The 22,780-nt window shown below is 44.3% G+C and carries 21 protein-coding genes; 13 read left to right on the top strand and 8 right to left on the bottom strand.

Going from position 1 to position 22,780, the window contains the following annotated elements:
• Positions 1-30: 30 nt before the first annotated feature.
• Positions 31-1,209 (bottom strand): MFS transporter, encoded by a 1,179-nt coding sequence (locus AC6R00_RS06295; protein WP_500639718.1) that lies wholly within the window; start codon positions 1,207-1,209, stop codon positions 31-33.
• Positions 1,210-1,335: 126 nt separating this feature from the next.
• On the opposite strand from AC6R00_RS06295, the gene AC6R00_RS06290 reads away from it, so the two are divergent.
• The 6 genes from AC6R00_RS06290 (at position 1,336) to AC6R00_RS06265 (ending at position 6,301) form a co-directional block, all read left to right on the top strand.
• Entirely contained in the window at positions 1,336-2,217 is an 882-nt protein-coding gene (locus AC6R00_RS06290; protein ID WP_500639717.1) for a LysR family transcriptional regulator, read from the top strand.
• Between the two features lie 35 nt (positions 2,218-2,252).
• Positions 2,253-2,573 carry a heavy metal-binding domain-containing protein gene (locus AC6R00_RS06285; protein ID WP_004744645.1) on the top strand — a complete coding sequence of 107 codons (321 nt, stop codon included), beginning with the start codon at positions 2,253-2,255 and terminating at the stop codon, positions 2,571-2,573.
• A 66-nt stretch (positions 2,574-2,639) separates the two neighbouring features.
• Positions 2,640-3,095, top strand: coding sequence for a YaiI/YqxD family protein (locus AC6R00_RS06280; protein WP_004744646.1), 456 nt, complete (start codon positions 2,640-2,642; stop codon positions 3,093-3,095).
• A 12-nt stretch (positions 3,096-3,107) separates the two neighbouring features.
• Complete coding sequence (locus tag AC6R00_RS06275) at positions 3,108-4,064, top strand: LysR family transcriptional regulator (RefSeq protein WP_500639716.1); 957 nt, start codon at positions 3,108-3,110, stop codon at positions 4,062-4,064.
• Between the two features lie 270 nt (positions 4,065-4,334).
• Positions 4,335-5,243, top strand: a complete 909-nt coding sequence (locus AC6R00_RS06270) for a DMT family transporter (protein WP_500639715.1) — start codon at positions 4,335-4,337, stop codon at positions 5,241-5,243.
• Positions 5,244-5,302: 59 nt separating this feature from the next.
• Positions 5,303-6,301 carry a D-cysteine desulfhydrase family protein gene (locus AC6R00_RS06265; protein WP_500639714.1) on the top strand — a complete coding sequence of 333 codons (999 nt, stop codon included), beginning with the start codon at positions 5,303-5,305 and terminating at the stop codon, positions 6,299-6,301.
• Between the two features lie 82 nt (positions 6,302-6,383).
• On the opposite strand, the gene AC6R00_RS06260 is transcribed toward AC6R00_RS06265, so the two are convergent.
• The gene (locus tag AC6R00_RS06260; RefSeq protein WP_500639713.1) at positions 6,384-7,169 is read right to left on the bottom strand and encodes an SDR family NAD(P)-dependent oxidoreductase; all 786 of its coding nucleotides are present in this window, start codon (positions 7,167-7,169) and stop codon (positions 6,384-6,386) included.
• Between the two features lie 220 nt (positions 7,170-7,389).
• On the opposite strand from AC6R00_RS06260, the gene AC6R00_RS06255 reads away from it, so the two are divergent.
• From AC6R00_RS06255 to AC6R00_RS06230, 6 genes are all read left to right on the top strand, one after another.
• Positions 7,390-7,629, top strand: a complete 240-nt coding sequence (locus tag AC6R00_RS06255) for an HP1242/YdcH family protein (RefSeq protein WP_500639712.1) — start codon at positions 7,390-7,392, stop codon at positions 7,627-7,629.
• A gap of 368 nt (positions 7,630-7,997) precedes the next feature.
• The gene (locus AC6R00_RS06250; RefSeq protein ID WP_500639711.1) at positions 7,998-10,454 is read left to right on the top strand and encodes a collagenase; all 2,457 of its coding nucleotides are present in this window, start codon (positions 7,998-8,000) and stop codon (positions 10,452-10,454) included.
• Between the two features lie 249 nt (positions 10,455-10,703).
• A complete protein-coding gene (locus AC6R00_RS06245; RefSeq protein ID WP_500639710.1) occupies positions 10,704-12,029 on the top strand; it encodes a sphingomyelin phosphodiesterase in 1,326 nt (441 codons plus the stop codon).
• Entirely contained in the window at positions 12,029-12,997 is a 969-nt protein-coding gene (locus AC6R00_RS06240; RefSeq protein WP_500639709.1) for a chromosome partitioning protein ParA, read from the top strand. Before AC6R00_RS06245 ends, AC6R00_RS06240 begins: the two co-directional genes overlap by 1 nt.
• 155 nt (positions 12,998-13,152) lie before the next feature.
• Entirely contained in the window at positions 13,153-15,570 is a 2,418-nt protein-coding gene (locus tag AC6R00_RS06235) for a M9 family metallopeptidase (RefSeq protein WP_500639708.1), read from the top strand.
• A gap of 253 nt (positions 15,571-15,823) precedes the next feature.
• Entirely contained in the window at positions 15,824-17,017 is a 1,194-nt protein-coding gene (locus tag AC6R00_RS06230) for a DUF3103 domain-containing protein (RefSeq protein ID WP_500639707.1), read from the top strand.
• Positions 17,018-17,096: 79 nt separating this feature from the next.
• Here AC6R00_RS06230 and AC6R00_RS06225 read toward each other — a convergent pair whose 3' ends face one another.
• The 4 genes from AC6R00_RS06225 to AC6R00_RS06210 all read right to left on the bottom strand — a co-directional run bounded on the left by AC6R00_RS06225 (position 17,097) and on the right by AC6R00_RS06210 (position 19,528).
• A complete protein-coding gene (locus AC6R00_RS06225) occupies positions 17,097-17,393 on the bottom strand; it encodes a hypothetical protein (protein ID WP_500639706.1) in 297 nt (98 codons plus the stop codon).
• Between the two features lie 99 nt (positions 17,394-17,492).
• Entirely contained in the window at positions 17,493-18,443 is a 951-nt protein-coding gene (locus AC6R00_RS06220; RefSeq protein WP_500639705.1) for a universal stress protein, read from the bottom strand.
• Between the two features lie 137 nt (positions 18,444-18,580).
• The gene (locus AC6R00_RS06215) at positions 18,581-19,093 is read right to left on the bottom strand and encodes a DUF6653 family protein (RefSeq protein WP_500639704.1); all 513 of its coding nucleotides are present in this window, start codon (positions 19,091-19,093) and stop codon (positions 18,581-18,583) included.
• A 9-nt stretch (positions 19,094-19,102) separates the two neighbouring features.
• Positions 19,103-19,528 (bottom strand): gamma-glutamylcyclotransferase family protein, encoded by a 426-nt coding sequence (locus AC6R00_RS06210; protein ID WP_500639703.1) that lies wholly within the window; start codon positions 19,526-19,528, stop codon positions 19,103-19,105.
• 253 nt (positions 19,529-19,781) lie between these two features.
• Between AC6R00_RS06210 and AC6R00_RS06205 the strand changes: the two genes are divergently transcribed.
• A complete protein-coding gene (locus AC6R00_RS06205) occupies positions 19,782-20,648 on the top strand; it encodes an alpha/beta fold hydrolase (RefSeq protein ID WP_500639702.1) in 867 nt (288 codons plus the stop codon).
• A gap of 73 nt (positions 20,649-20,721) precedes the next feature.
• Here the strand turns inward: AC6R00_RS06205 and trpS are convergent, their stop codons facing one another.
• Together trpS and AC6R00_RS06195 are read right to left on the bottom strand one after the other, a co-directional pair.
• Positions 20,722-21,744, bottom strand: a complete 1,023-nt coding sequence (gene trpS, locus AC6R00_RS06200) for a tryptophan--tRNA ligase (RefSeq protein ID WP_500639701.1) — start codon at positions 21,742-21,744, stop codon at positions 20,722-20,724.
• A 242-nt stretch (positions 21,745-21,986) separates the two neighbouring features.
• The gene (locus tag AC6R00_RS06195; RefSeq protein WP_500639700.1) at positions 21,987-22,727 is read right to left on the bottom strand and encodes a GntR family transcriptional regulator; all 741 of its coding nucleotides are present in this window, start codon (positions 22,725-22,727) and stop codon (positions 21,987-21,989) included.
• Between the last annotated feature and the right edge of the window lie 53 nt (positions 22,728-22,780).

Genomic DNA, 22,780 nt, shown 5'->3' with positions numbered 1-22,780 from the left:
CCGTATGACATGGGCTGAGTATTGGTTTAATTATACTTGCTGCAATCTCAGTGAGCGCTTATCCAGTGCGCCGCTCACGCGAGTAAGGACGAGAGCAAACAACACAATCATTGCGCCAACCCAAGGTGTGTTCATCAATCCGGCTTGCTCAACAATAACGCCACCTCCCCAAGAGCCTAATGCGATACCTACATTAAATGCGGCGATATTTAAACCAGAGGCGACATCGACAGCATCAGGTGCGTACTTCTCCGCTAGGTTGACCACATAGACCTGTAAGCCGGGAACATTGCCAAAAGCAAACGCGCCCCAAACGAGAATGGTCATTACTGCGGTGATTGAGTTGTATGCAGTGAAGTTAAACATCAATAGAACCAGAGCGAGGCCGACAAAGATAACCGTTAAGGCTTTAATTGGTCCCATAGTGTCTGCCATTTTCCCGCCCCAAATATTGCCAATGGCGACTGATACACCATACACCAACATGATTAGACCGATTGCGCTTGAGTTAAACCCCGACACTTCTTCTAGAATTGGCGCAAGGAAAGTAAACGCGGTAAACGTACCACCGTATCCCAGTGCTGTGATCGCATAGACGAGTAGCAGTCTCGGTTGAGTAAGCACTTTAAGTTGAGCAGACAACTTGGTTGCTGGTGGCTGTTTCAGATTACTTGGTATCAATGCCGCACTGCCAATAAGAGCAATCAATCCTAGCAAGGCTACGATGAGAAATGTCGCCTGCCAGCCAAAGGTTTGCCCAATGTATGTACCAAGCGGCACACCTGTAACCAAAGCAACAGTTAGACCAGTGAACATTATCGCTATCGCGCTGGCTGCCTTTTCTTTCGACACTAAGCCTGTCGCAATGGTGGAACCAATTGAGAAAAATACGCCATGGGCAAGGCCGGTCAGTATACGTGCCATAACAAGCGTGTTATAGCCGGGGGCTTGCCAAGCTAACAAGTTACCCAAGACAAACAAACTCATCACGGTCAGGAGCACTTTTTTACGTGGCCAATTGCCAGTTAAAGCGGTTAATACAGGTGCACCGATCGCAACGCCCAAAGCATATAAACTCACTAGGAGTCCGGCGGAAGGGAGCGAAACGGATAAATCAGCAGCCATGGTTGGAATTAATCCAACGATGACAAATTCAGTCGTGCCGATAGCAAAGGCACTGAGTGTTAATGCGAATAGAGCGATTGGCATTGTTGTTCTCATTAGTTGTGTATTCGATGGCGAGCATTATTAAAGAAAGGTTATTTGCGAAAAATAGTGCTTTTATCAAATTACTTTTGCTATAAATGAAGGTAATAACATTGTTGGAGAGATGGGATGCTGACCCGTTCAGATGATTTGGATATTTTGCTTACAGTCGTGGATAGCGGTGGGTTCTCTGCGGCTGCGGATGTGCTTGATATTCAGGTAGCTAGGGTATCGCGAGCAGTAAGCAAAGTAGAAAAGCAGCTTGGTGTTTCTATTTTGAACCGGACAACTCGACGTATTGAGCTCACTTTTGAAGGGAAGCAGTTTATCGAATCGGTTCGACGCGGGCTTGATATTATCAAACAAGCTGAAGAAGAAATCGTAACGCGAGGTGAGCTACCCAAGGGTCACCTCCGTGTAGATGCCGCAAGCCCGTTCGTTTTCCATCAGTTAGTGCCACTTATTCAAGAGTTCAAACAAGCCTTTCCAGATATTGAGCTGGAGCTGACTTCTAATGAAGGGTTTGTTGATCTGTTAGAAAAGAGAACGGATGTCGCTATTCGAATCGGACAGCTAAAAGATTCCACATTACATGCAAGACTGCTTGGTAAAAGCCCACTCTACATTGTGGCGTCACCGGATTATCTCGCCCAATATGGTGTACCTAAAACAGCGTTGGAATTGTCTCAGCATCAAGTGATTGGTTTTACGACACCAAAAGTATTGAACCAATGGCCTCTAAAAGGGTTCCAACCTTTGAAACCACTGATTACTTCGGGAAATGGTGAAACCATACGTCAGTTAGCCCTCAACGCAAATGGTGTGGCTTGCTTGTCTGGTTTTATGGTTCAAAAAGATATTGAAGAAGGTCGACTCGTCTCTTTGCTAGAGGATCAAAAACTTCATAACACAGAGCGAGAGTTGGTCAATGCGGTTTACTACAAGTCATCGACGGTGGCTCGTCGTATCTCAGTATTCGTTGACTTTATACAGCCGAGGCTAACCTTGTAAGACCCTCTATACCACACATTAATAAGGAAAGAATGATGATCAAAACTACCACTTCAGTTGTTGAAGGTCGCCCGGTCCAAGACTATTTGGGTGTTGTTGTAGGCGAGGCAATATTAGGAGCCAATATCTTCAAAGACATGTTTGGTGCGATTCGTGATGTGGTTGGCGGTCGTTCAGGTGCCTATGAGCGAGAGATGGGACGTGCGCGTGAAATCGCCTTCCAAGAGATGGAGTCCAGAGCTCGTGAGTTGGGTGCAGATGGTATTGTCGGTATTGATATCGACTATGAAGTGATAGGTAGCGGCGGTAGCATGATGATGGTGAGTGTTAGCGGAACGGCGGTTAAGTTTAAATAACGCTATTAAGTCCCTAGTAATTACGGTCTAATAGCGTCAGTAGACCGTTTTTAGGAATAATGAAGAATGAAAATTTGGGTAGATGCGGACGCTTGTCCTGTCGTTGTACGAGACATCTTGTTTCGCGCTTCTGAGCGTACTGGGGTTGAAGTGACCTTGGTGGCTAACCAGTTTATCCGCACTCCAGCCTCACCAAAGGTAACCATGCTGCAAGTTCAAGCCGGATTTGATGTGGCTGATAATGAGATAGTAAAACGCTGCCAAACGGGTGACTTGGTGATCACCAGTGATATTCCGCTTGCGGACGAAATCATCACCAAAGGCGGCCATGCACTGAGCTCGCGCGGTGAGCTGTTTACCAAAGAGAACATCAAGTCACGTTTGAACATTCGTGATTTTATGGAGACCATGCGTAGCAGTGGTATTCAAACAGGAGGGCCTGCGCCATTAAGTCAGGCTGATCGCCAGCAGTTTGCGAACCATCTTGACAAGTGGTTGGTGCAATGGCAGCGAGCTCAATAGTAAGGTTGTAATATGGCGTTAGTGAATCAACTCTCTCTGTTTATCGATGTCGTCCAGCAAGGCTCATTTACCAAGGCAGCCGCTCTGCATGATATGGACAACTCTTCTCTATCAAAGCAGATAAAAAAATTAGAGTCTGATTTAGGCGTTCAGCTTCTTAACCGTTCGACGCGCTCATTTTCACTAACGCCAGCAGGAGAAGAGATTCTCGAACAAGCTCATAACCTTGTGGGTACTTTGACTCACGTTCAGTCAATTGCTGACTCTTATCATGCTCAGCCTAAAGGGCGAATTAGAGTGACTGCCCCGTACCATGTGGGTCAAAACTACCTTCGTCCAGTGATCAGTCAGTTTATGCAAGCGTTTCCAGATGTTGAGATTGAACTGCTACTGGATGATAAACGTTCAGATATTATCTCTGACCACTTTGACGTGGCGTTTCGTTTAGGGCGCTTAGATGATTCGAGCTTAATTGCGAAAAAGATTGCCGATATTAGGGCGGTGATCCTTGCTTCACACAGTTTTATCGAAAAGTATGGAGAGCCGTTAACCCCTGAAGAGCTAGTGAAGCTTCCTTCTGTGGTGTACAGCAACCGCTCTTTGACTGTCGATACGATGAGACTTAGCGAGCAACCCAACTCCAGTAATATCATTAACTACAAGATGAGAGGCAAGCTCAAAGTCAATGATGTCCCGACCTTGATTGCTTCGGTTCAAGATGGGCTTGGTTATGTGACGCTTTCTTCTTCCAATCTAAACTGCTCTATTGATGAGCTTGGGCTGAAGCCGCTTCTTACCGACTATACCTTGTGTAACAAAGGACTGGCTCTTTACGCTTTATACCCTCACCGTAAGCAGACGGCACTGGTAAGAGAGTTTATTACGGCTGTTCAACAGTATATTGGGACTCCGCCTATTTGGGAGCAGCATATTCCCAACTTTGAACATTACTATCCTGCTAAATCATAGTGACTCACTCTTGAAGTACTATCTTGTATAGCGACCGTAAATGCTTCAATTCTATTCATAACCTTATTTTAACCAAGGTTATCGTTTGCATTATTTGCCAGATATAAAAATTTTCTAAGATATCTCGATTTATTAGAAATTTTTTACCTTTAATAGGTAAGGTTTGATGTAAAAGGAAAACATTTTCTCTTAGTGATTCATTAGACTACATGCCAAATTTTTCGTGCTTCAGCGCACAGTTTTCATTTGCGTAGTTGATGAGTTATCACCATGAATTCAAAGTCATTTACCTTTTTTCTGTTCCTATCAGTTTGTTTAATTTGGGGGACAACTTGGTTTGCGATGGAAGTCGCGCTGCATTCCATTCCACCCATGTTTGCCACTGCTCTACGCTTTTTGCTCGCAGCTCCACTGCTTATTGTCTTAACCAAAGCATTTAACCAACCGCTGCTTTTTCCTAAGGGTAAGCGTCGTTGGATGTTGATTGTGTCGATTATGTATTTTGCAATCCCGTTCACCCTGATGATTTACGGCGAGCAGTACATTTCGTCGGGTCTTGCTTCGATTATCTTTGCCAATATGCCGATTGCGGTGATGTTAACCTCTTCGCTATTTTTAGGTCTACGTTTGGAAAAGCACCAAATGTTCGGTTTAGTGTTAGCGGTGATCAGCCTATGCATCATCCTATCTAATGAATTGGAGCTTGGAGGCGAAGATTATCTCATTGGTACCTTGTCGCTAGGTATGGCTGTTGCGATCCACGCGTTCATGTATGTCTTTGCTCAAAAGCAGTGTCGTGATGTTCAGGTACTGACCTATAACGCGATACCTTGTTCTATCGCTTCTCTATTTCTATTTGCGGTTTCGGCGGTCGGTGAAAACGTAGAGATTGGCGCGTTCACATGGGACTCGATCTGGGCGGTTATCTATCTTGGCTTGATTGCCAGTGTTGGCGGTATCGTTGCTTACTTTAAACTGGGTCAGGTGTCGTCACCATTTCATGCTTCAATCTGCTTTTTGATCTTCCCGATTGTCGCATTGTTTATTTCTTCCTATGTGAACGACGAAATGATCTCAGATCAATCAGTTGTTCTGATGTTACCACTTCTTTTTGGTATCTTATTGACTAAAGTACCGAACAAGTTTTTCAAGCGTAATCAAGCAGCGACAACGGTCTAGTTGCGACTCGGTGGACGCTGTTTTAAAGCGCCAACCCTTACCAAGGAGGCAGTAAACGGATGATCAAATTTGAAGATCTCAAGCGCAGTCCAATCTTACACGGTGTGACACCTTTGGAGTTTGCCCCAAGGCTTTCCGCAGAATTGGGGTGCAATTTGTATATCAAACGTGATGATTGCACTGGATTGGCTGGTGGTGGAAACAAGGCCCGTAAACTTGAGTACCTCATTGCCGATGCGCTAGCACAAGGGGCGGATACCTTATTAACCGTCGGTGGTTTCCAATCGAATCACGCCAGACAAACTGCGGCAGCGGCCGCTAAGTTTGGTTTGGATTGTGAGTTAGTGTTGGAGGATGTCGCGGGTACACCAAAGATTGACTACTACAATAACGGCAACATGTTGCTAGATCACCTACTGGGTGCTGAAATTCACTCCGTGCCTCAAGGTGAACAATGCGATGACTTTGTGACTCAATTAATGAGTGAGCTTACCGCTAGCGGGCGTAAACCTTACTTGATTCCAATGGGTGGCTCTAACGTCATTGGCAGCTATGGCTATGTTCGATGTGCCAACGAGTTGGTACAGCAGATCGCTGAGCAAGAAGTAAAAATCGACCAAATCGTTTTGGCAACGGGGAGTGCTGGGACACAAGCGGGTTTATTGGCAGGGTTGATTGCGGCTGAGGTTGATATTCCAGTACTTGGAATAACGGTTAGCCGTTCTACTGAGGAGCAGCAGGAACTGGTGTCGCAGCTTCTGCGCCAAACGCTAACAAGCTTAGATTTAGATCCTAATCTAGCGAACGGAAAAGTGTTTGCCGATGGCAGCTATTTTGGCGACGGCTATGGCATTCCTACCAAAGCGATGGTGACAGCGGTTGAGCGCTGTGCTCGGCTTGAAGGATTGCTTATCGATCCTGTTTATACCGGAAAAGCAATGGCGGGCCTTATGGATCTTTGTGCTAAGGGAGAGATAAAAGCAGGCAGCAATGTTTTGTTCTTGCATACCGGGGGCAGCCAAGGCTTGTTTGCTTACCGTGAGACATTTTCTTACTAGGAATTAGGCACTCGCTTAAACATAAAAAATCGGTGTTTGGTTAAGCCAAACACCGATTTTTGTATTTAGTGAGCACACTCGATCAAGCTAAGCGCTCAATTGCCTCTACGACTTGCTGAACTTTCAAATCATCAAGCGCATCCTTATGCGGGTCAGAGAAACGTTCGAGATCGTTATCGAAATAGAGTCCATGCGCGTTGGCAAACTCAGTTGAAAGGCTCGCTCTGACCAGTATATCGGCGCCTAGGCTAAGATCGCCGCCAGCAATACCAAACGCGTCTTTTACCATCTTGCTCCCAAGCAGCGATTTCGGATTGACGGAAACAATCATAGGGCCAGTATCTTTATGGGCTAAACCTAAGTAACGAGACCACATAGTGAGCGCGAGCTTACTCTGTGCGTAGGCGTCACCATCGGCAAGCGCTTTATTGCCAATAAGAGCCTCAATGCTGACACTTCCTTGAGCGGCTGAAGATAAGTTTACTACTCGACCATCACTTGGTAGCAAAGTCAAAAGCGCTTTAGTGAGTTTATAAGGCGCTAGAGTATTGACCACAAAGCGGATGTCTAAACCCTTGTCGGTACGTGGTTGTTGGGTAGAAAATACGCCCGCGTTGTTAATCACCACATCGATGGTTTCAAAGTCGCTAATAAGTTGCTGGGAGAGCTTGTCTACGTCACTTAAGTCAGACAGGTCCGCCACATAACTAGAGACCTTGCCAAGTTGACTTAGTGTTTCTTCTACATCTTGCAGCTTGCTTGGATTACGGCCATGAATAAGAACGTGATGCCCTTGGCTAGTGAGCATTTTTGCAGTTTCAAAACCGATGCCATCTGTTGCGCCTGTTACGAGAATAACCTTTTGCATTTTACTGAACCTGTCTGATGTCGATGTAGCCATTATGGGACAAATGACTCAAGACTACATTAATCGATTCTTCCTAAGATTATGGGTTAAAGCTTCCATAATCAAAGTACACTTGAACGGCAAGTTTATTGCCAGTAAGTGCGAGAGCGCACATTTCACGGCAGTATTCGTTGCTATGGTTAAAAATTGAACAGTTAATTTCTACCATGGAGGAGTACATATGCTCGGTGAAGATCATTCTCTACTAAAAGAATTTCCTGAATATAAAGAAGCGATTCTTGCGCTTGTCGAAACCAATGAGGACTTTGCGCAGATGATGAGAAACTACAACTCATTAGATAAAGAGATTCGAACCCTTGAGTTGCGAGATTCTCCAATTAGTGATGGAGACATGCATCAAATGAAACATGACCGAGCCGAGATGAAAGATGCTCTCCATAGTTGGGCGAAATCGTTTTAGTCTAACACTTCGCAAAAAATCTCAATTTTATACGAGCGCCTTTCTGGCGCTTTTTTATTGATATTCATCGGGTTAAATCTCAACCTTATCCCTCATTTTAGGCAGCATTATGCTTTTCTTACACACGTGGCTTCTACCACTTTTAAAGCTTAGAAAGTCACTGCTACTAAATTAATGAATGAATAAGTATCCAAGCTTAAATAGTGATTCTGTGCGTCTTATAAAATGAGACTCAAAAATTGAATATGAGTAATTTGTTTCATAGTTAAGATTTTCCCGTCTAGATTATTCAGTGATTTCGCAGCAAGTGAGATCCGGTGACGGCAACGCCGTTTGTATAAAATATACACACATATAGAAGAGCTAAGATGGAACTTAAAAAACTAACAATTGCAGTGGCAGGTGCTTTATTTTCTTTGAACGTGTACGCGGCGAGCGAGCCAGTGCCGCAATATGTAGATCGAAGTGTTCTGCATGACCATGAACATCATGGTGTCGAAGATCATCAACCAGACAACGCACCAAAGAAAACACTCACTCAAAAACCAGAACCAACTTTTAAGATGTTTTCTGCTGCAGATGAAGCAGCAGTGACCTGTGATGTAGAGACATTTGCCACTTCAAATAGTACAGCGCTTATATCCGCGATTACGACGCAGGGAGCGAGTTGCGTGAACAAACTTTTCTCAGCAGAAAGCCGCGTTCAAGAAACAGCCTTTGAGTCTAGCAACATGTTCAATGTCGCCAAGCATACGGTGAATGTTGCAAAAGCATATCAGGGTGGTGGAAGTGATGAGTTAGAGGCGTTGTTCCTCTTCCTGCGAGCAGGCTACTACGCTGAATTTTATAACAACAACGTGAGCTTTTTATCTTGGGTGACACCTGCGGTAAAAGAAGCGGTCGATGCTTTTGTCGCCAACGCGAACTTTTATGAAAGCAGCGATGCTCACGGTAAGGTGTTGCGCGAAGTGATCATCACAATGGATAGCGCAAGTCTTGAGCATGCCTACCTTGATGTTATTACTCAATGGCTAAATCGCTGGAACTCAGATTACGCTCAGCATTGGTATATGCGTGATGCTGTCAATGGCGTTTTCACCGTGCTGTTCGCGGGGCAATGGAATGACCAATACGTTCAGGCGATAGGTTCGCAGACCGCTTTGGTCGACGCACTCGCTAAGATGGCACTCAATCGAGATTCTATTACGCGAGCGGATGAGTTTATGACCGCTAACGCGGGTCGTGAAATGGCCCGATTACTGAAGTACAGTGGCACTGCGATTGAAGCGAAAGTAAAAGCTAAGGTCACTGAGGTGTTTAGCCAATACGAGATGTATGGCTATGGTGATACGGTTTGGCTCGCGACCGCTGATACTGCCTCTTATCATTCCGATTGTTCTCAATTTGGCATCTGTAATTTTGAACAACAGCTGAAGTCCCTTGTTTTAGCGCAAAGCTACACGTGTAGCCCGACTATTCGTATTCTGTCGCAGAATATGACTCAAACTCAGCATCAGGCTGCGTGTGAAAAAATGGGTTTTGAGGAAGGTTACTTCCACACCCGACTGGAAACTGGCAATCAGCCTGTCGCAGACGATCACAATACACAGCTGCAGGTGAATATCTTCGATAGTAGTGACGATTACGGTAAATATGCAGGCCCTATTTTTGATATCAGCACTAATAATGGTGGCATGTATCTCGAAGGTGACCCTTCTAAGCCGGGCAATATTCCTAACTTCATTGCTTATGAAGCGTCTTACGCTAACCCGGATCATTTCGTTTGGAACCTTGAACATGAGTATGTCCACTACTTAGATGGGCGATTCGACATGTATGGCGACTTCAGTCATCCAACTGAAAAAGTCGTGTGGTGGAGTGAAGGTGTCGCTGAGTATGTCGCAAATGAAGACAACAATCCTAAAGCGATGGAGACAATTAAAGATGGTTCTACTTACACATTAAGCGAAATATTCGAAACCACTTACGATGGCTTCGATGTCGATCGCATCTATCGTTGGGGTTATTTAGCCGTGAGATTCATGTTTGAACGCCACATGGATGACGTCAATCGCATGTTAGTTGAAACACGAAGCGGAAACTGGTCCCAGTATAAAGTCATCATTAATCAATGGGCCGTTCAGTATCAGTCTGAGTTCGAACAGTGGCAACAACAACTGGTCAGTGGCGGTGCAGAGTCACCGACCGCGGTAATCAATGTAAGCAATGAGGGTAAAGTCGGTGAATCCATTTCATTCAGCAGTGCAGGTAGTTCAGACAAAGACGGCCAAATCACAAAATACCTCTGGGACTTCGGTGATAGCTCGACAAGTTCCGAGGCCAATCCGTCGCACCAGTTCAACAGCGAGGGTAACTACACGGTCCGCTTAACTGTTACGGATAACGATGGAAATACCGGCACGACGACTGCTTCGATTGTTATTTCACCGCAAGGAGGTGGTTCATCGCTACCGACTGATTGTGCAGTACAAAGCAAAATCTCAGGCGGACGTTTAGTGGCAGGAGAGCCTGCATGTCTAGCGAGCCAGTCAGCCATCTGGCTCAGTATCGAAGGGGTCAATGAGCATCAGTCGATGGCAATAACTTCTGCTAATGGAACAGGTGATCTTAAACTGGAATACAGCAATTTTGAATGGCCGAATGAAGCAGGATCGAACCTTCACGGATGGTCGGACAATGAAGGCAACAGTGAGTGTATTACTATCGCTGGGCAAGCTAATTACTGGGGATATCTGAAAGTTTCCGGCAATTTTGAAAATGCAGCAATAGTCGTTGATTTCGATACCGCAAGCTGTCGCCCGTAATCAGCTAACCAAAGAAAAAGCTCAGCAATCGCTGAGCTTTTTCATTTGAAGTTATGAACCCCAGTTTATGAAAGTTTGATCTTTTGCCAGATACTTACTTATAGATTTGCTTATTTTTGCACGTAAATAATGTCTGATTCACGAATTTGTATCGCGATTACTGCGAAATAACCATGTCATACATTCATAACATTTATGTAAAGCATATGCTCTAGATTCAAGCCTCCAAAACACAACAAGGATAACGTAATGAATTTTAAGCAGTGTTCCATCGCCTTAGTCGCTCTGATGGCAAGCTCAGCTTTTGCTGACACAGATGTGTATCTCACTAACAACTCCAGCCAAGCGCTGACTATTCAAGTCAGCCATGACGGCACAGACATTCTCAAACATGGTGAAGAGTGGAAGCAGCATGTTGAAACCCTCGGACCTTGGGAAACCAAACAGGTGATGAGCTTCAACCGTTGGGAAGGGGTTAAATCCGGTAAAACCTACCGCTTTAGTACCGTTGTTTCAAACCCGGTGGGTGAAAGTGTAACGCTAAATCAGGTGATGAAAGGGCATTGGTACAACTCTTCCATTGAATATGGTGTATCTGCGTCAGATGTTTCGCTAAGTTTGAAAGATGATAGAAATATTCACCGTTACAACAGCCAATCATTTGGGGAGCGCAGTGCTGAGCTTGCTTTTAAATCGGCTAAAACAGCTCGTTATGATGACCTTTACTACACCATCACGCCACAAAAGGTCGAAGAGCAAGTAGAGAACGATGAGAACACCCTCAAAATGATGACCTACAATATTTGGGCGCTACCTGTTATCGCTTCTCATATTGGTGATCGTTATGATCTGATCCCTGAATATGTGAAGGGTTATGACGTGTTGGCACTGCAAGAAGTATTTGCAAGTGGACGTGATGCTTTTCTACGTGAACTGGCGAAAGAATACCCTTATCAAACCAAGATGCTCGATAAGGAAGGGATCAACATCTACGATGGTGGTGTGATGATCGTGAGTCGCTATCCTATTGTTAACCAGGCGCAATATGTATTTCCAGACTGTACGGGCACGGATTGCTTTGCGGATAAAGGCGTAAACTATGCTGAGGTGATCAAAGGTGGAAAGGCTTACCACGTATTCGCCACTCATACTGCGTCGTTTGATACTGATACGGCGAGGGATTACCGTCAGCGTCAGTTCAAACAGATTCGCCAGTTAGCGACGTCACTCAACATTCCCAAAACAGACACTGTGGTGTACAGCGGTGATTTCAACGTCAACAAGCTGAAGTTCCCGGGTGATTACCAACAGATGATTGCCAACTTGAGCGCTATCGAGCCAACCTACTCAGGCTATACGGCGTCGACGTTTGATCCTCGAATCAACGACTTTGCCGGTGAAGCCATGTCTGGGGGAGAAAACGTCGAGTATCTAGACTACGTGATGGTCAGTAATGAATATCAGGTGAAGTCCTATAACGACAACCGTGTGGATGTCCCTCGCTCAACCGACGAACGATTATGGAAACACTATAATCTGTCGGATCACTTCCCAGTGACAGCGGTAGTGAAATAATGCTGCGTTTGTTGTCATTGGTCATGCTCGTCGCTTCGGCGAGCATTATTGGTTGGTTCGTCATTGAGGACTCGTCCTCTTCAACAATGAATTATAACGTTAACCCTGTCGAGTCCGTGGTTGAGGCGGCGAGAACACCTTCTCCTATTGATAATCTGGCTCAAGAAGACAAAGCTCAAACTCAGGCGCCATCTGCTCAACCTAATCAGCCGAATGCAAATGAATGGGTAGCGCGCTTATCAGGTTTGGAAGGGGCAGCGCTAAGTCAGGAACTCGAAGCATTCTGGCAACATTGCCTAGAGTTGAACAACTGTGAATTGCAACTGGTCTCGCTGAAATTTTTAATGACTGATTCAGGTTACTTCTTGCTGGCAAATTATCCGCAATTGAAGCAGCAATGGCATGACAGCTTAGGGACTCTAGAGTTAAACCAACTAGCAACGTTAGCCGACAAAATTACCGAGTTTAAACGTGAGGCAGAAGAGATTTGGGGTCAGAAGGCTGAAACAATATTCGCAGATCAATTTGCGGCCTATGATTTTGCTCTCGACTCCCAAGCACTCGCTGATATCTCGCCAGATGATTACCTCGCTCAGTTCCAATCCCTTACGCAGCGTTGGCAACAGAATTCGGCTTCGGTGGGATTGGAGGGTGATGTTGCCACTTTTGAAACGGCGGTTTCTCTCATTCCAGCTAGTTACAGCCAGCAGCAAAGAGATGCGGTCGTCAATCAACTAGCTGCGACTTACCTAAGCAGTGAACAAATCAATGAAATCAGCACTCGGCAGCAGCAAGTAAAGGATCAGCAGCAAGAAGTACAAGACTATCAAAGCCAGCTTTCAGCATTGAAGTCCTCACTGAGTCAACAGCGGACTTCCACTTACAGCGCGATGACTGATTCAGATTGGATGGTCTATTACAATGAGCAGATTAGCCAGTTCCGTGTCGACTTTTTTAATTCTAAGTAATTGTTAAATAAGTGTTTAATGAAAACGATTGCTATTTGAACAGAGAGCGAAATTTTTGAATGGGAGTCTAAAAGGCTTCTGATATGTTTTTAGTTAATATATTGATTGTTGTTATAACGCGCCTGCCATTTATCAATAAAAACAGGGTGTTGCAAATGAAACAACGTCAATGGGCTCTCGGAAAATTAGCGGGAGCATGTCTAGTAGCGAGCTTGGGAAGCCATGCTCAAGCGTCTACAAAATGCGAATTTAACGATTTATCTCAAAGTCATTTATGGGTAGAGGATATCGCATCTGCTCAATCATCTTGCTATCAATCTTGGTTCAATGCGCCAGCTGAAGCGGCTGTTTCACTTTATAGTGAAGCATCACTAAACCAAGTAGTTCACGTGTTAAGTGCCGAAGTGAACCAGTACAAGGGGGAAGACGCGCAGGCAATTCGCATTGCTAATCTAAGCGAGTTTATTAAAGCGGGGTATTTTGCTCGTTATTCGACACAGGAGCAGTACGGCTACTTTTCTGATGAATTGAGTCGCTCGATTGCACAAATCTCAGATCGCTTTATTCGTTCTCAACATGCAACAGATCTAGGACGCGAGCAAATTAGGGCAATGTCGTCCATGACCTTGTTGGTTGATAGTGTTAAGCAGCTTCACGTAACGATGGAGTCCATGCTGACTTTACTGGAGTCGTTTGATCGTGAAAACAGTAATAACCTTCAGTACGTTGATGGCTTAAACAACCTCTTTCGAGCAATGAATGGTCACATTGTTCGCGATGCTTTCTATGAAGAGTTGGTACAACATCCTCAGTACTTGCAAAGATTAAAACAATTTGTCGATAGCAACTTGTGGACTCTAGGGACGGACTCTGAGTTTCTTATTTACAACGCAGTGCGTGAAACAGGCCGCCTTCTAGCGGGCAGAAACGAATCACTTAACCAGCAAGTCATCCCTTTCTTAGAAAGCATTATGGCTCAGCATAAAATCGGAACTCAAGGTGAAAAACTTTGGCTGGCATCCGCTGAAATGCTGATGTTCTACGCGCCCGAAAAGGCGGAAAAGCTCAATGTTGAGGGTAAAAAGCAGCAACTAGAGCACCGCTTGTTAGTGAATAGGTATGAGTGTAATGGTCCGGCAGTCATTCGCTCTCAGAACCTTACTCAGCAGCAGTCTCAGCAGGCATGTGAGATACTGGATTCGACTGAGGCTGATTTCCATCTAGTTGCCAATACTGGTCAGATTCCAGTCAAAGACGACCATAACAACAAGGTAGAGGTTGTGGTTTGGCAAGACAATAATTCGTACACCACATATTCGAATTTTCTGTTTGGTAATAGTACTGATAACGGTGGTCAGTATTTGGAAGGAGACCCTTCGGATGAGAACAACATGGCGCGATTCCTCGCGTATCGATATTCGTCAGATGAACTCTCAATCCTCAATTTAGAACATGAATACGTTCATTATCTTGATGGTCGATTCAATTTGTATGGTGGTTTTGGTAAGACACTAAGTGAAGGAAACATTGTTTGGTGGCTCGAAGGTTTTGCTGAGTACATGCATTACAAAAAAGGCTATCAAGCTGCGGTGGATCTCATTGGTGATGAAAACTATTCATTGGCAGAAATACTAACAACAACATATGAGCATGACCTTAATCGAGTTTACCGATGGGGCTACTTAGCGGTTCGTTTCCTGTTCGAGCAACATCCAAGCGAAGTTGACCGTCTGCTTCAGTTTGCTCGTTCGGGCGATTATGTGACATGGTCTCGCGAAGTAGATCTGCTTGGTGTTAACTTGAATGCTGAGTTTGCTACTTGGCTGAAAGTGGTGTCAAAACAGCCGGATACAGAAGAGGGGGGCGGCAATGGTGAATCGGGCACAACCGACAAACCTCAACCACAAGAACTATTAAACATCGGCTTAAATCAAACAATGAGTTTTAAGGCTGATGATTATCAGGAGCAGCTGTTTTATGTTGATGTTCCTAACGGTATTTCGGAGTTCAGTATTTCGATAACAGGCGACGGAGATGCTGATCTTTATGCTAGTTACGAGAAAGTCTCGCACTATTATGACTACCAGGTTTCAGAGTTCCAGCGTGGAAGTGAAGAAACGATTCAGTTCCTTGCACAATCGAACGGTTTGGTTGCCCCTGGGCGTTACTACTTTAGCTTGGCAGCGCGCGAGGCATTTCAAAATGTCGAAGTTGTTACGTTTGCTAAACAGCAAAATCAAACTCATAAACCGAAAGATGACCTATCGCCACTATTGATTGAAAATAACAGGGCTAAATCACTCACTGTGAATGAGCGTCGTTATATCGGATTGTACGTTGAACAGCCAGGTACTGTCCGTATTTGGTTGACACCTAAACAGCAAGCGCAAGGAGAAGTCGATATGTACGTTGGTCTAGAGGCTTGGGCATCTGAAAATCAGTATGATTTTTCCACGGTTTCACAGGGCAAACACCAGTATCTTGAGTTCAATGTCGAAAAAACGGGCTATGTCCACTTCACTCTCAAGTCTTCTCACTTAGGCAGTGAAATAGAGCTATTTGCAAGTTACTAAAACTAAACATAAAAGAGCGCCAACGGCGCTCTTTTAGTTAATGATATTACAAATGTATCAATAGGTGGAGGTTAAATTCGTTGTTGCTAATTTAGACAAAATTAAATATTGATATTTTATGTGATAGAGTGATCTTGAGCAGAAAAATTGGCCAAAATCTAATCATTTTGCTTCCTCTTATCCATCAAGCTGATAGGTTGTAGTTGTAGATTAATTACTCTACTACTGATAATTATTACAATGAGGATCATTTATGAGACCGAATATTTCTATCAGCTTAATGCTTGCAACGGCAGTGGTTGGATTCCAATCCAACGCAAAACCTCTTATTGCACAAGACATGACTCCGGTGTCGAAAGCAGAAGAAATCTCCAAACAGAAACAAGAACTCGCACTTCAGTTCAGTGAAAGGTACCAATCGCTAGAAGCTAACCTGAAAGCGCAAATCACCGAGAAGAATTTGTCGGCATCCGTCAGTCAGATTCAGTCGGCCCAACCATACTCGGCTTTTAGTCGTCAGTTACAACAAGCAGACCAAGACTACCGGACGATCAAAGGAGTCGAAGATTTTACGGACTCTTTAATCGAGCTTCGTATTGCTGATGCTTCGATGGTAGAACAGTGGAAGCAGGGGGAAAGCCCACTTTTCGCATTTGAACCTGCTGGCGATGACTCCAATTGGCAGTACATAGAGGCCTACGACATATACGGTCAGCTTCATCAGTTAGATGTATATGAAATGCCAGACGTACCTGTTCTGGTTGTTGATAGTAATGGCGCCGAGGAGCTACGAGCGGGTCTACAAGCTATGCAGGCAGAGATGCAGCGCTTAGGGCAACCAACCAAGCTAACAACCGATGAACCCGTTGCTAAGCCAAAAGCGCAGCGGTTTAAACGCTCTGCTATGGCTGCAGATGTGCAACCCCTGAGTACGACTCAGCTTACCAAAATTCGCCTCAATGATGACCAAGAACCTTGGATTTCTGGCAAGGCAGAGATCTACGCTATCATCACTGGTGTTGACCCAAGCAGAGACGCGCCTCAGATAGATTTAGTTGAAATGCCTTACCTCGATTACGACGGCCAAGACTACTACCCAGGGCAAACAATCATAATCTGGCCTCGTTACCGCTGGGGAGCCGTTGATATGGTTCTGATGGAGCAGGACGACGGCACTGACTACAAGGAGCTTGCCAAGCTTCTAGTGAAAGCCGCTGAAGAGATCTTAAAAATGATTCCAGATCCGGAAGTGCAAGGCTATGCCATTATCGCTCAGATCACCGGAAAAATTATTGACGTGATTCCTGATGGATTGCTGACCAACGATGACGATTATGTCGATGTTTATTACACCTTGATGCAAAACACGCCATATGTGGATCGCCCTGGAGCTGGTGGTAATGCTACGGCGACCTTCAAGCCAGTGACGATCAATCCAACTGAGTAAAGATAACGAAACAAGATCTAAAAATGGGACTATTGGTTAGTCCCATTTTTTTGGTTCACGATTAGCGACACTAGAAAGTTTAGATCAACAAGTACCGCATCACTTCAATGGAAACGAAACTGATTAATTTAGAGATAAATGCTATCCATATACACCCTTCAAGAGGTGTTTCGGTCACGTAGTAAAGAAGAGTGACAAAAATGACTAAGCTGATCACCCACCCTAGTGAAGGAATCAAGGAAAAAAGAGACACAACAACAACGATTGCTGTGAGAGAAGCGAAATGTACTTTCTCAAGTGCAATTTGTGCGGCGACATAAACACAACACGTTGAAATGAATACTTCAAAGGCAAACTCAATGGCGAACGAGTCCATAAGTTCTTTCCCCAATGCTCTGATTAGTTATTGGTATTTGCCTACGACATCGATGATGGAATTGTTATTATTGTCTTAGTGTAGCTCAAGTCTTAGTACTCATTTTTCGTTATTATGTTTTAGAACGGGCGACGCAAACGTATCTGGTTTGAGCGTTACAACTGAACAATCGAGTTGGCTAACCATTGCTTCAGCTGTGTTTCCGAGCACAAAACCTGCAATGCCTGTCCGCGACATTGAGCCTAAGATTACAAGATCTATGTTTTCATCAGCGACATACTGAGGGAAAACTTCTCGAGTTTCACCTTCGAGTATTTTAGTCGCTATATCTACTGAGCACTCTTTTTGTCCTTCTAATAGTTTACTCAAACGAGACTGTCTTTCTTTGCGCATTTCTTGGGCTAGCAGTGCGATCTCAATGTCACTATAACCACTCCAATCTTTTAGAAACCCTTCAGATTCAAACTTCCAAACGTGACAAAGGGTGAGAGAAGCGCCAGTTTGGGTGCAGAAATCTACTGCCATTGCCAAGAGCTGTGCATTGAAATCTTGATATTCGTTATTGGTTAGATCGACAGCGGCAACAACGTTGCGAGTTGCTCTTGGAGCTCGGCTTAAAGACCAGATCGGCACTTCCGATTTACGCATTAGATTGAGAGTGTTGCTGCCTCTTTCGCACGCATCTTGTTTCGATTCTCGATAGGAATTAATGATGATCATTGACGAGTTCGACTCGTCAGCTTCTTGAATGATCTCAATAAATGGTGTACCAACACGAACCTTAGTCGTAAAACGTATGTTGGCATATTGCTCTGCTAGGGTTCGTGCTTGTTGAGCCAAATGGTCTTTAAAGTGATGGGTCGCTTGGTCAAGTACGTTGAGCGATGACCCAGAAAGGTGAAAAATCTCTTTGAACTCCGCCAATTCCTTGATAACAAGCAGCAAGGTGACATTTGCTGAACAATTATTAGCAAATTGGAAAGCTTGATGGTGTGAGTCATCAATCTCTTGTCCAGGAGCAATTGGGACCAATAGTTGAGTAAATGTCATATACCTTCCTCCAACAAAATGTGGAATGGATCAAGCTACACTTCTAACTATAGGTAATGTGTCCTAAATTATCATTTTGCTCTTATCTATTTTTTGTAATGAGCACTTCATTCAATTTCTCCTAAACAACTGACGGGTTAGTCTTTAAACCAAGACTGATAAATTGGGTTTAGATCCCTAACATCTCGATAGATCCAAACCATACGATCGACAAACCAAGCTTTGGTTGCCATCAGCCAAAGCGTGCCGAAGATCATTGATTCGATATGGAGTGTATAAGCGCCATAGAGCCAAACGGGTAAGCCGAGAAGCTGTAGCAGCATCAAAATTTTGCACACAATAAGGTGATGCTTGGGAATTAGATCTTCTTTGTTGCGATTAAGGTAAATGCGTTCGCCAAATGTTCCCATTGAGGCCCAATTATTGGTTGAATTTGGAACCGGGAACATACGCGGATTGAGCCATACCCAGGCCAATACCAAGCATGTTGGAATCAAAGCATACCAGCCTAACCACTCTCTTGACGCTAGGGCAGAAGTAAGCAGTGGCAAAATTGAAAAGCGAGAATAGACACTCCAAGGGCTAGAGTGTTTTGCCCACGCGTCGTCGTCCATAGACATGGCTTTTTCTGCAAATTTCAAAATGTCCATTTCAAACCTTTAGGAAGTGGCATATCGGCTACGATAAAGCTTCGCGTGCGATAAACAATATTCGTCAGTTAACTGAGCACGAATATCAGCGTCTACTAGCATTTCAGGTGGTTTACCATAAGCATAAACAGTGAGAGTCTCTCCTGTTTCTACACACTCAACTTCAAGTGAAATTCTCCGATAGCCGTCCTTTGCATCAATACGTTCAAGCTTGTCCATTGCCGACAAAGCTTGCTCAGTAACGCTAAAGATTTGCCCTTTGACCGGATGACCTTGCCCGTGTTGTAACACTAGCCAAGGGGAGTGGCGTTCACCAATCAGGTAAAGAGGGAATCGCTGTTTGGTTTGGAATGTGTTGCCATAGCGAATCCCTTTATTCGTTTTAAAATTAGGAAAACCTTCCTTTAGCGTCCCAAAAACAAATACCTTGTGCACTTAACTCTCCCTAGCTTGATGGCAAATATCAGCTACTTAATATGCCATTAATATACTATGCCAGCAATGGTGCTCTGTAATGCTCTATTGATTTCAAGGCGTATGTTTAATAATCTCCAATCAACTTATCTAAAGACTGACAGACGACCATGACACTTATTCGTTGACGATTTTTACCTAACTTCAAACGCATTATTGCCCACTCTTTTTCATCAAAGAGGGGTTAAACACGAATTGATAAAGGTAATTTCTAATGAATACCCAAATTGTTGAATCTGGAGGCTTCAGTCTTAAGGTTGTTGTCCAAGGTACTGGTAAACCTCTGCTGATTATCGGTAGTACAGATTATTATTACCGCATAATGCCCGAGTCTATTTACTCCAACTTTCAATGCATCTACATCGATCATCGAGGCTTTGCTTCTTGTATTAGGGAGCCAGATATTAGAGATGCTTCTCTTGATATCATTGCTGATGATATTGATCTTGTTTGCCAATCTCTAGAATTAGATACAGTTGCTATACTTGGCCACTCTGGTCACGGATATATGGCAGCATACTTTGCTGTTCGCTATCCAGCACGTATAAGTAGCCTAGTGTTAAGCAACATTTCTCCCAGTCTGTCGCCAGAGATGCAGTCGAAGCAATTCGAACGTTGGGAGTCTGAAGCCGATGAGACCCGAAAGGCTTATTTTTCTGAAAACATCGCAAAGCTGCATGATGATATTCAAGCGCAACCAGAACGTAAATTTGTTCATATGTGTCATCGTTTGGGAGCTATGCGCTGGTTCGATTTCGGCTTTAACGAATTGCCGTTGTGGGAAGGTTTCCCGACACATACGGTTGTTTTAGATAAGTTGTGGGGTCAAGTTTTCACTGAGATAAGTGGAAATTTCTATCAATCACTACCTGCGATACCACTATTGATCATCGGATCCGATCATGATTTTAGTATTGCACCATTGGAGTGCTGGCAATCCATTGATTTTGGATTGGCTCAGGCTGAGCTCAAACAGATTAGTCGGTCAGGACATACTCCTATGTTAGAGCAGCCTGAACAGTTTCTTGAGGCTCTAGAGTGGTTTATTTACCGTAAAGAAATTAATTCTACTAGGGAATAAGCGAGTTACTTTAAAATAAAAGAGCACATCTGTGGATGTGCTCTTATAGTATGCTTGCCAAGCTACAAAACTTTCAAAACAGATTCAATCCAAAAACCTCTTTTACCTTGTTCAGCATCAGTTGTGTTGTTTGATGAGACCTGATATTGCCTTGCTTTAGCACCTCAATAAGCTGCGCTTTGTCAGCGAGATAATCGGCGCGTTTCTCTCGTATTGGACGAAGCATATCTTGCAGGCACTCCTCAAGGATTTTCTTCGTTGTACCATCACCGAGACCGCCTCTGCGATAGTGGGCTTTAAGCTGCTCGACATAGCCTTTGTCGGTATGAAAGGCATCAAGATAGATGAAGACGATATTACCTTCCACTTGCCCTGGGTCTTCTACTCTTAAATGGTTTGGATCGGTAAACATTGACTTTACCGCAGCGCGAATCTCTTTTTCATTTGCACCTAAATTGATGGCATTACCCAAACTCTTAGACATCTTGTTTTTACCGTCAGTACTGGGTAAACGCGGCGCGTCACTTAGTAGTGGTCGGCATTCATTGATGATTGGTTCACCCGCTAGATTGTTAATTTTTCGAACGATTTCATTGGTCTGTTCGAGCATAGGGAGCTGGTCATCGCCAACCGGAACCAGCGTCGCGTTAAATGCTGTGATATCGGCTGCCTGAGAAATCGGGTAAGTAAGAAAACCAGCCGGAATAGAGCGCTCAAAACCTTTACTCTGGATTTCATTTTTAACGGTAGGATTGCGTTCTAAGCGCGCTATAGAAACCAAATTGCTATAGAACATCGTGAGTTCGGCAAGAGCAGGCAGTTGAGATTGCAAACAGATGGTTGTTTGCGATGGGTCTATGCCCACCGCTAAGTAGTCTGCCACCACATTCAAAATGTTTGATGAGACTTTTGCCGGGTTGTGCGCATTGTCGGTGAGGCCCTGCATGTCTGCGACCAAGATGGTTTGATCATGTTGTGCTTGTAGGGAAACACGTTGTTGCAGTGAACCGACATAATGACCTAGATGCAAAGGGCCTGTTGCTCTATCCCCAGTAAGGATGACTTCGTGCTGTGAAGGGGTTGGATGATTGTTCATGGTTTATCTCCGAGCTAAATAGATCGCTACTGGAGATAAAAAAGCACCACACTCTTAGCTACCATCCAGCAGCGTAAGAATGTGACTATTCCGCGCCGCTCTAGTTAGAGCGCCACCAGAAAAGATTGATGTGAGAGGTGTTAAATTCTTTCATCCTCACAACGTAACAGTCGGTGAGGATGAAAGCAAGCAAAGAGCAATAGCGGTTTAAACAATAGAAATGGGGGGAGTTTTAGCTCAACTTACTCACTGACAAACACGTACAAGTCGCCTCGACAATGGTTGATGCTGTACTCAATAGGTCTGGCTGATCTGTCGTAGGCGGTTTGTTCAATCAGCAGCACTGGGGTCTTCTCGTCGATATGGAGTTTTTCTAAAGACTCTTCAGTCGGCATGATGGCCGAAACGCGACTTTTCGTTTTGGACGGCATAATGTCTTGGCTACGGAAATAATCGTAGAGCGATAACTGAATTTCGTCTGGGTTGTGGATGAGCTCTGCGGGGACATAAGATTCTTCGATGGAGACTGCCTGATCATCGATATAACGAACGCGCTTAAGAATAAAAACCTCATCCCCTTGGTTGATATTGAGCGTTTCTGCAATCTCACTAGAGCAAGGGACAATGTCTTTTTTTATCCACAATGTGTCGGGTTTTTTACCCTTCAATACCACCTGCTGAGAAAATCCCGCGGCTTCTTTACCCGAATATTCGACGGTTTCACTGATCTTGGTGCCTAAGCCTCGTGAGCGGATGATGACCCCATCTTTATCAAGTAGGTCTAATGCTTTACGAACCGTAATCCTTGAGACACTCAGCAACTCACTAAACTCGCGCTCTGTTGGGATAAAGTCTCCACCGCTGAGAATGTCTTGCTCTGTGGCACTTTTAACCGATTCAGCAATTTTGATGTACAACGGAGATTTATCGCCTTGTTCGATGCGCTTTTTGATCAGCGAAATCAGAGGTTGATACGTAGTCATGAGTTTCTTTTTGTTATCAGTGATCTGGCGATTATAGCCGATTTGCTCTACCA

It is taken from the genome of Vibrio sp. R10-SF1-ISO8, assembly GCF_059833805.1.
This window is presented reverse-complemented; position numbering and strand designations above follow the sequence as displayed.

What these genes read in the sequence shown, in the direction of transcription:
- AC6R00_RS06295 (WP_500639718.1), bottom strand. Translation starts at nt 1,209, where the DNA reads ATGCCAATCGCTCTATTCGCATTAACACTCAGTGCCTTTGCTATCGGC.
- AC6R00_RS06290 (WP_500639717.1), top strand. Translation starts at nt 1,336, where the DNA reads ATGCTGACCCGTTCAGATGATTTGGATATTTTGCTTACAGTCGTGGAT.
- AC6R00_RS06285 (WP_004744645.1), top strand. Translation starts at nt 2,253, where the DNA reads ATGATCAAAACTACCACTTCAGTTGTTGAAGGTCGCCCGGTCCAAGAC.
- AC6R00_RS06280 (WP_004744646.1), top strand. Translation starts at nt 2,640, where the DNA reads ATGAAAATTTGGGTAGATGCGGACGCTTGTCCTGTCGTTGTACGAGAC.
- AC6R00_RS06275 (WP_500639716.1), top strand. Translation starts at nt 3,108, where the DNA reads ATGGCGTTAGTGAATCAACTCTCTCTGTTTATCGATGTCGTCCAGCAA.
- AC6R00_RS06270 (WP_500639715.1), top strand. Translation starts at nt 4,335, where the DNA reads ATGAATTCAAAGTCATTTACCTTTTTTCTGTTCCTATCAGTTTGTTTA.
- AC6R00_RS06265 (WP_500639714.1), top strand. Translation starts at nt 5,303, where the DNA reads ATGATCAAATTTGAAGATCTCAAGCGCAGTCCAATCTTACACGGTGTG.
- AC6R00_RS06260 (WP_500639713.1), bottom strand. Translation starts at nt 7,169, where the DNA reads ATGCAAAAGGTTATTCTCGTAACAGGCGCAACAGATGGCATCGGTTTT.
- AC6R00_RS06255 (WP_500639712.1), top strand. Translation starts at nt 7,390, where the DNA reads ATGCTCGGTGAAGATCATTCTCTACTAAAAGAATTTCCTGAATATAAA.
- AC6R00_RS06250 (WP_500639711.1), top strand. Translation starts at nt 7,998, where the DNA reads ATGGAACTTAAAAAACTAACAATTGCAGTGGCAGGTGCTTTATTTTCT.
- AC6R00_RS06245 (WP_500639710.1), top strand. Translation starts at nt 10,704, where the DNA reads ATGAATTTTAAGCAGTGTTCCATCGCCTTAGTCGCTCTGATGGCAAGC.
- AC6R00_RS06240 (WP_500639709.1), top strand. Translation starts at nt 12,029, where the DNA reads ATGCTGCGTTTGTTGTCATTGGTCATGCTCGTCGCTTCGGCGAGCATT.
- AC6R00_RS06235 (WP_500639708.1), top strand. Translation starts at nt 13,153, where the DNA reads ATGAAACAACGTCAATGGGCTCTCGGAAAATTAGCGGGAGCATGTCTA.
- AC6R00_RS06230 (WP_500639707.1), top strand. Translation starts at nt 15,824, where the DNA reads ATGAGACCGAATATTTCTATCAGCTTAATGCTTGCAACGGCAGTGGTT.
- AC6R00_RS06225 (WP_500639706.1), bottom strand. Translation starts at nt 17,393, where the DNA reads ATGGACTCGTTCGCCATTGAGTTTGCCTTTGAAGTATTCATTTCAACG.
- AC6R00_RS06220 (WP_500639705.1), bottom strand. Translation starts at nt 18,443, where the DNA reads ATGACATTTACTCAACTATTGGTCCCAATTGCTCCTGGACAAGAGATT.
- AC6R00_RS06215 (WP_500639704.1), bottom strand. Translation starts at nt 19,093, where the DNA reads ATGGACATTTTGAAATTTGCAGAAAAAGCCATGTCTATGGACGACGAC.
- AC6R00_RS06205 (WP_500639702.1), top strand. Translation starts at nt 19,782, where the DNA reads ATGAATACCCAAATTGTTGAATCTGGAGGCTTCAGTCTTAAGGTTGTT.
- trpS (WP_500639701.1), bottom strand. Translation starts at nt 21,744, where the DNA reads ATGAACAATCATCCAACCCCTTCACAGCACGAAGTCATCCTTACTGGG.
- AC6R00_RS06195 (WP_500639700.1), bottom strand. Translation starts at nt 22,727, where the DNA reads ATGACTACGTATCAACCTCTGATTTCGCTGATCAAAAAGCGCATCGAA.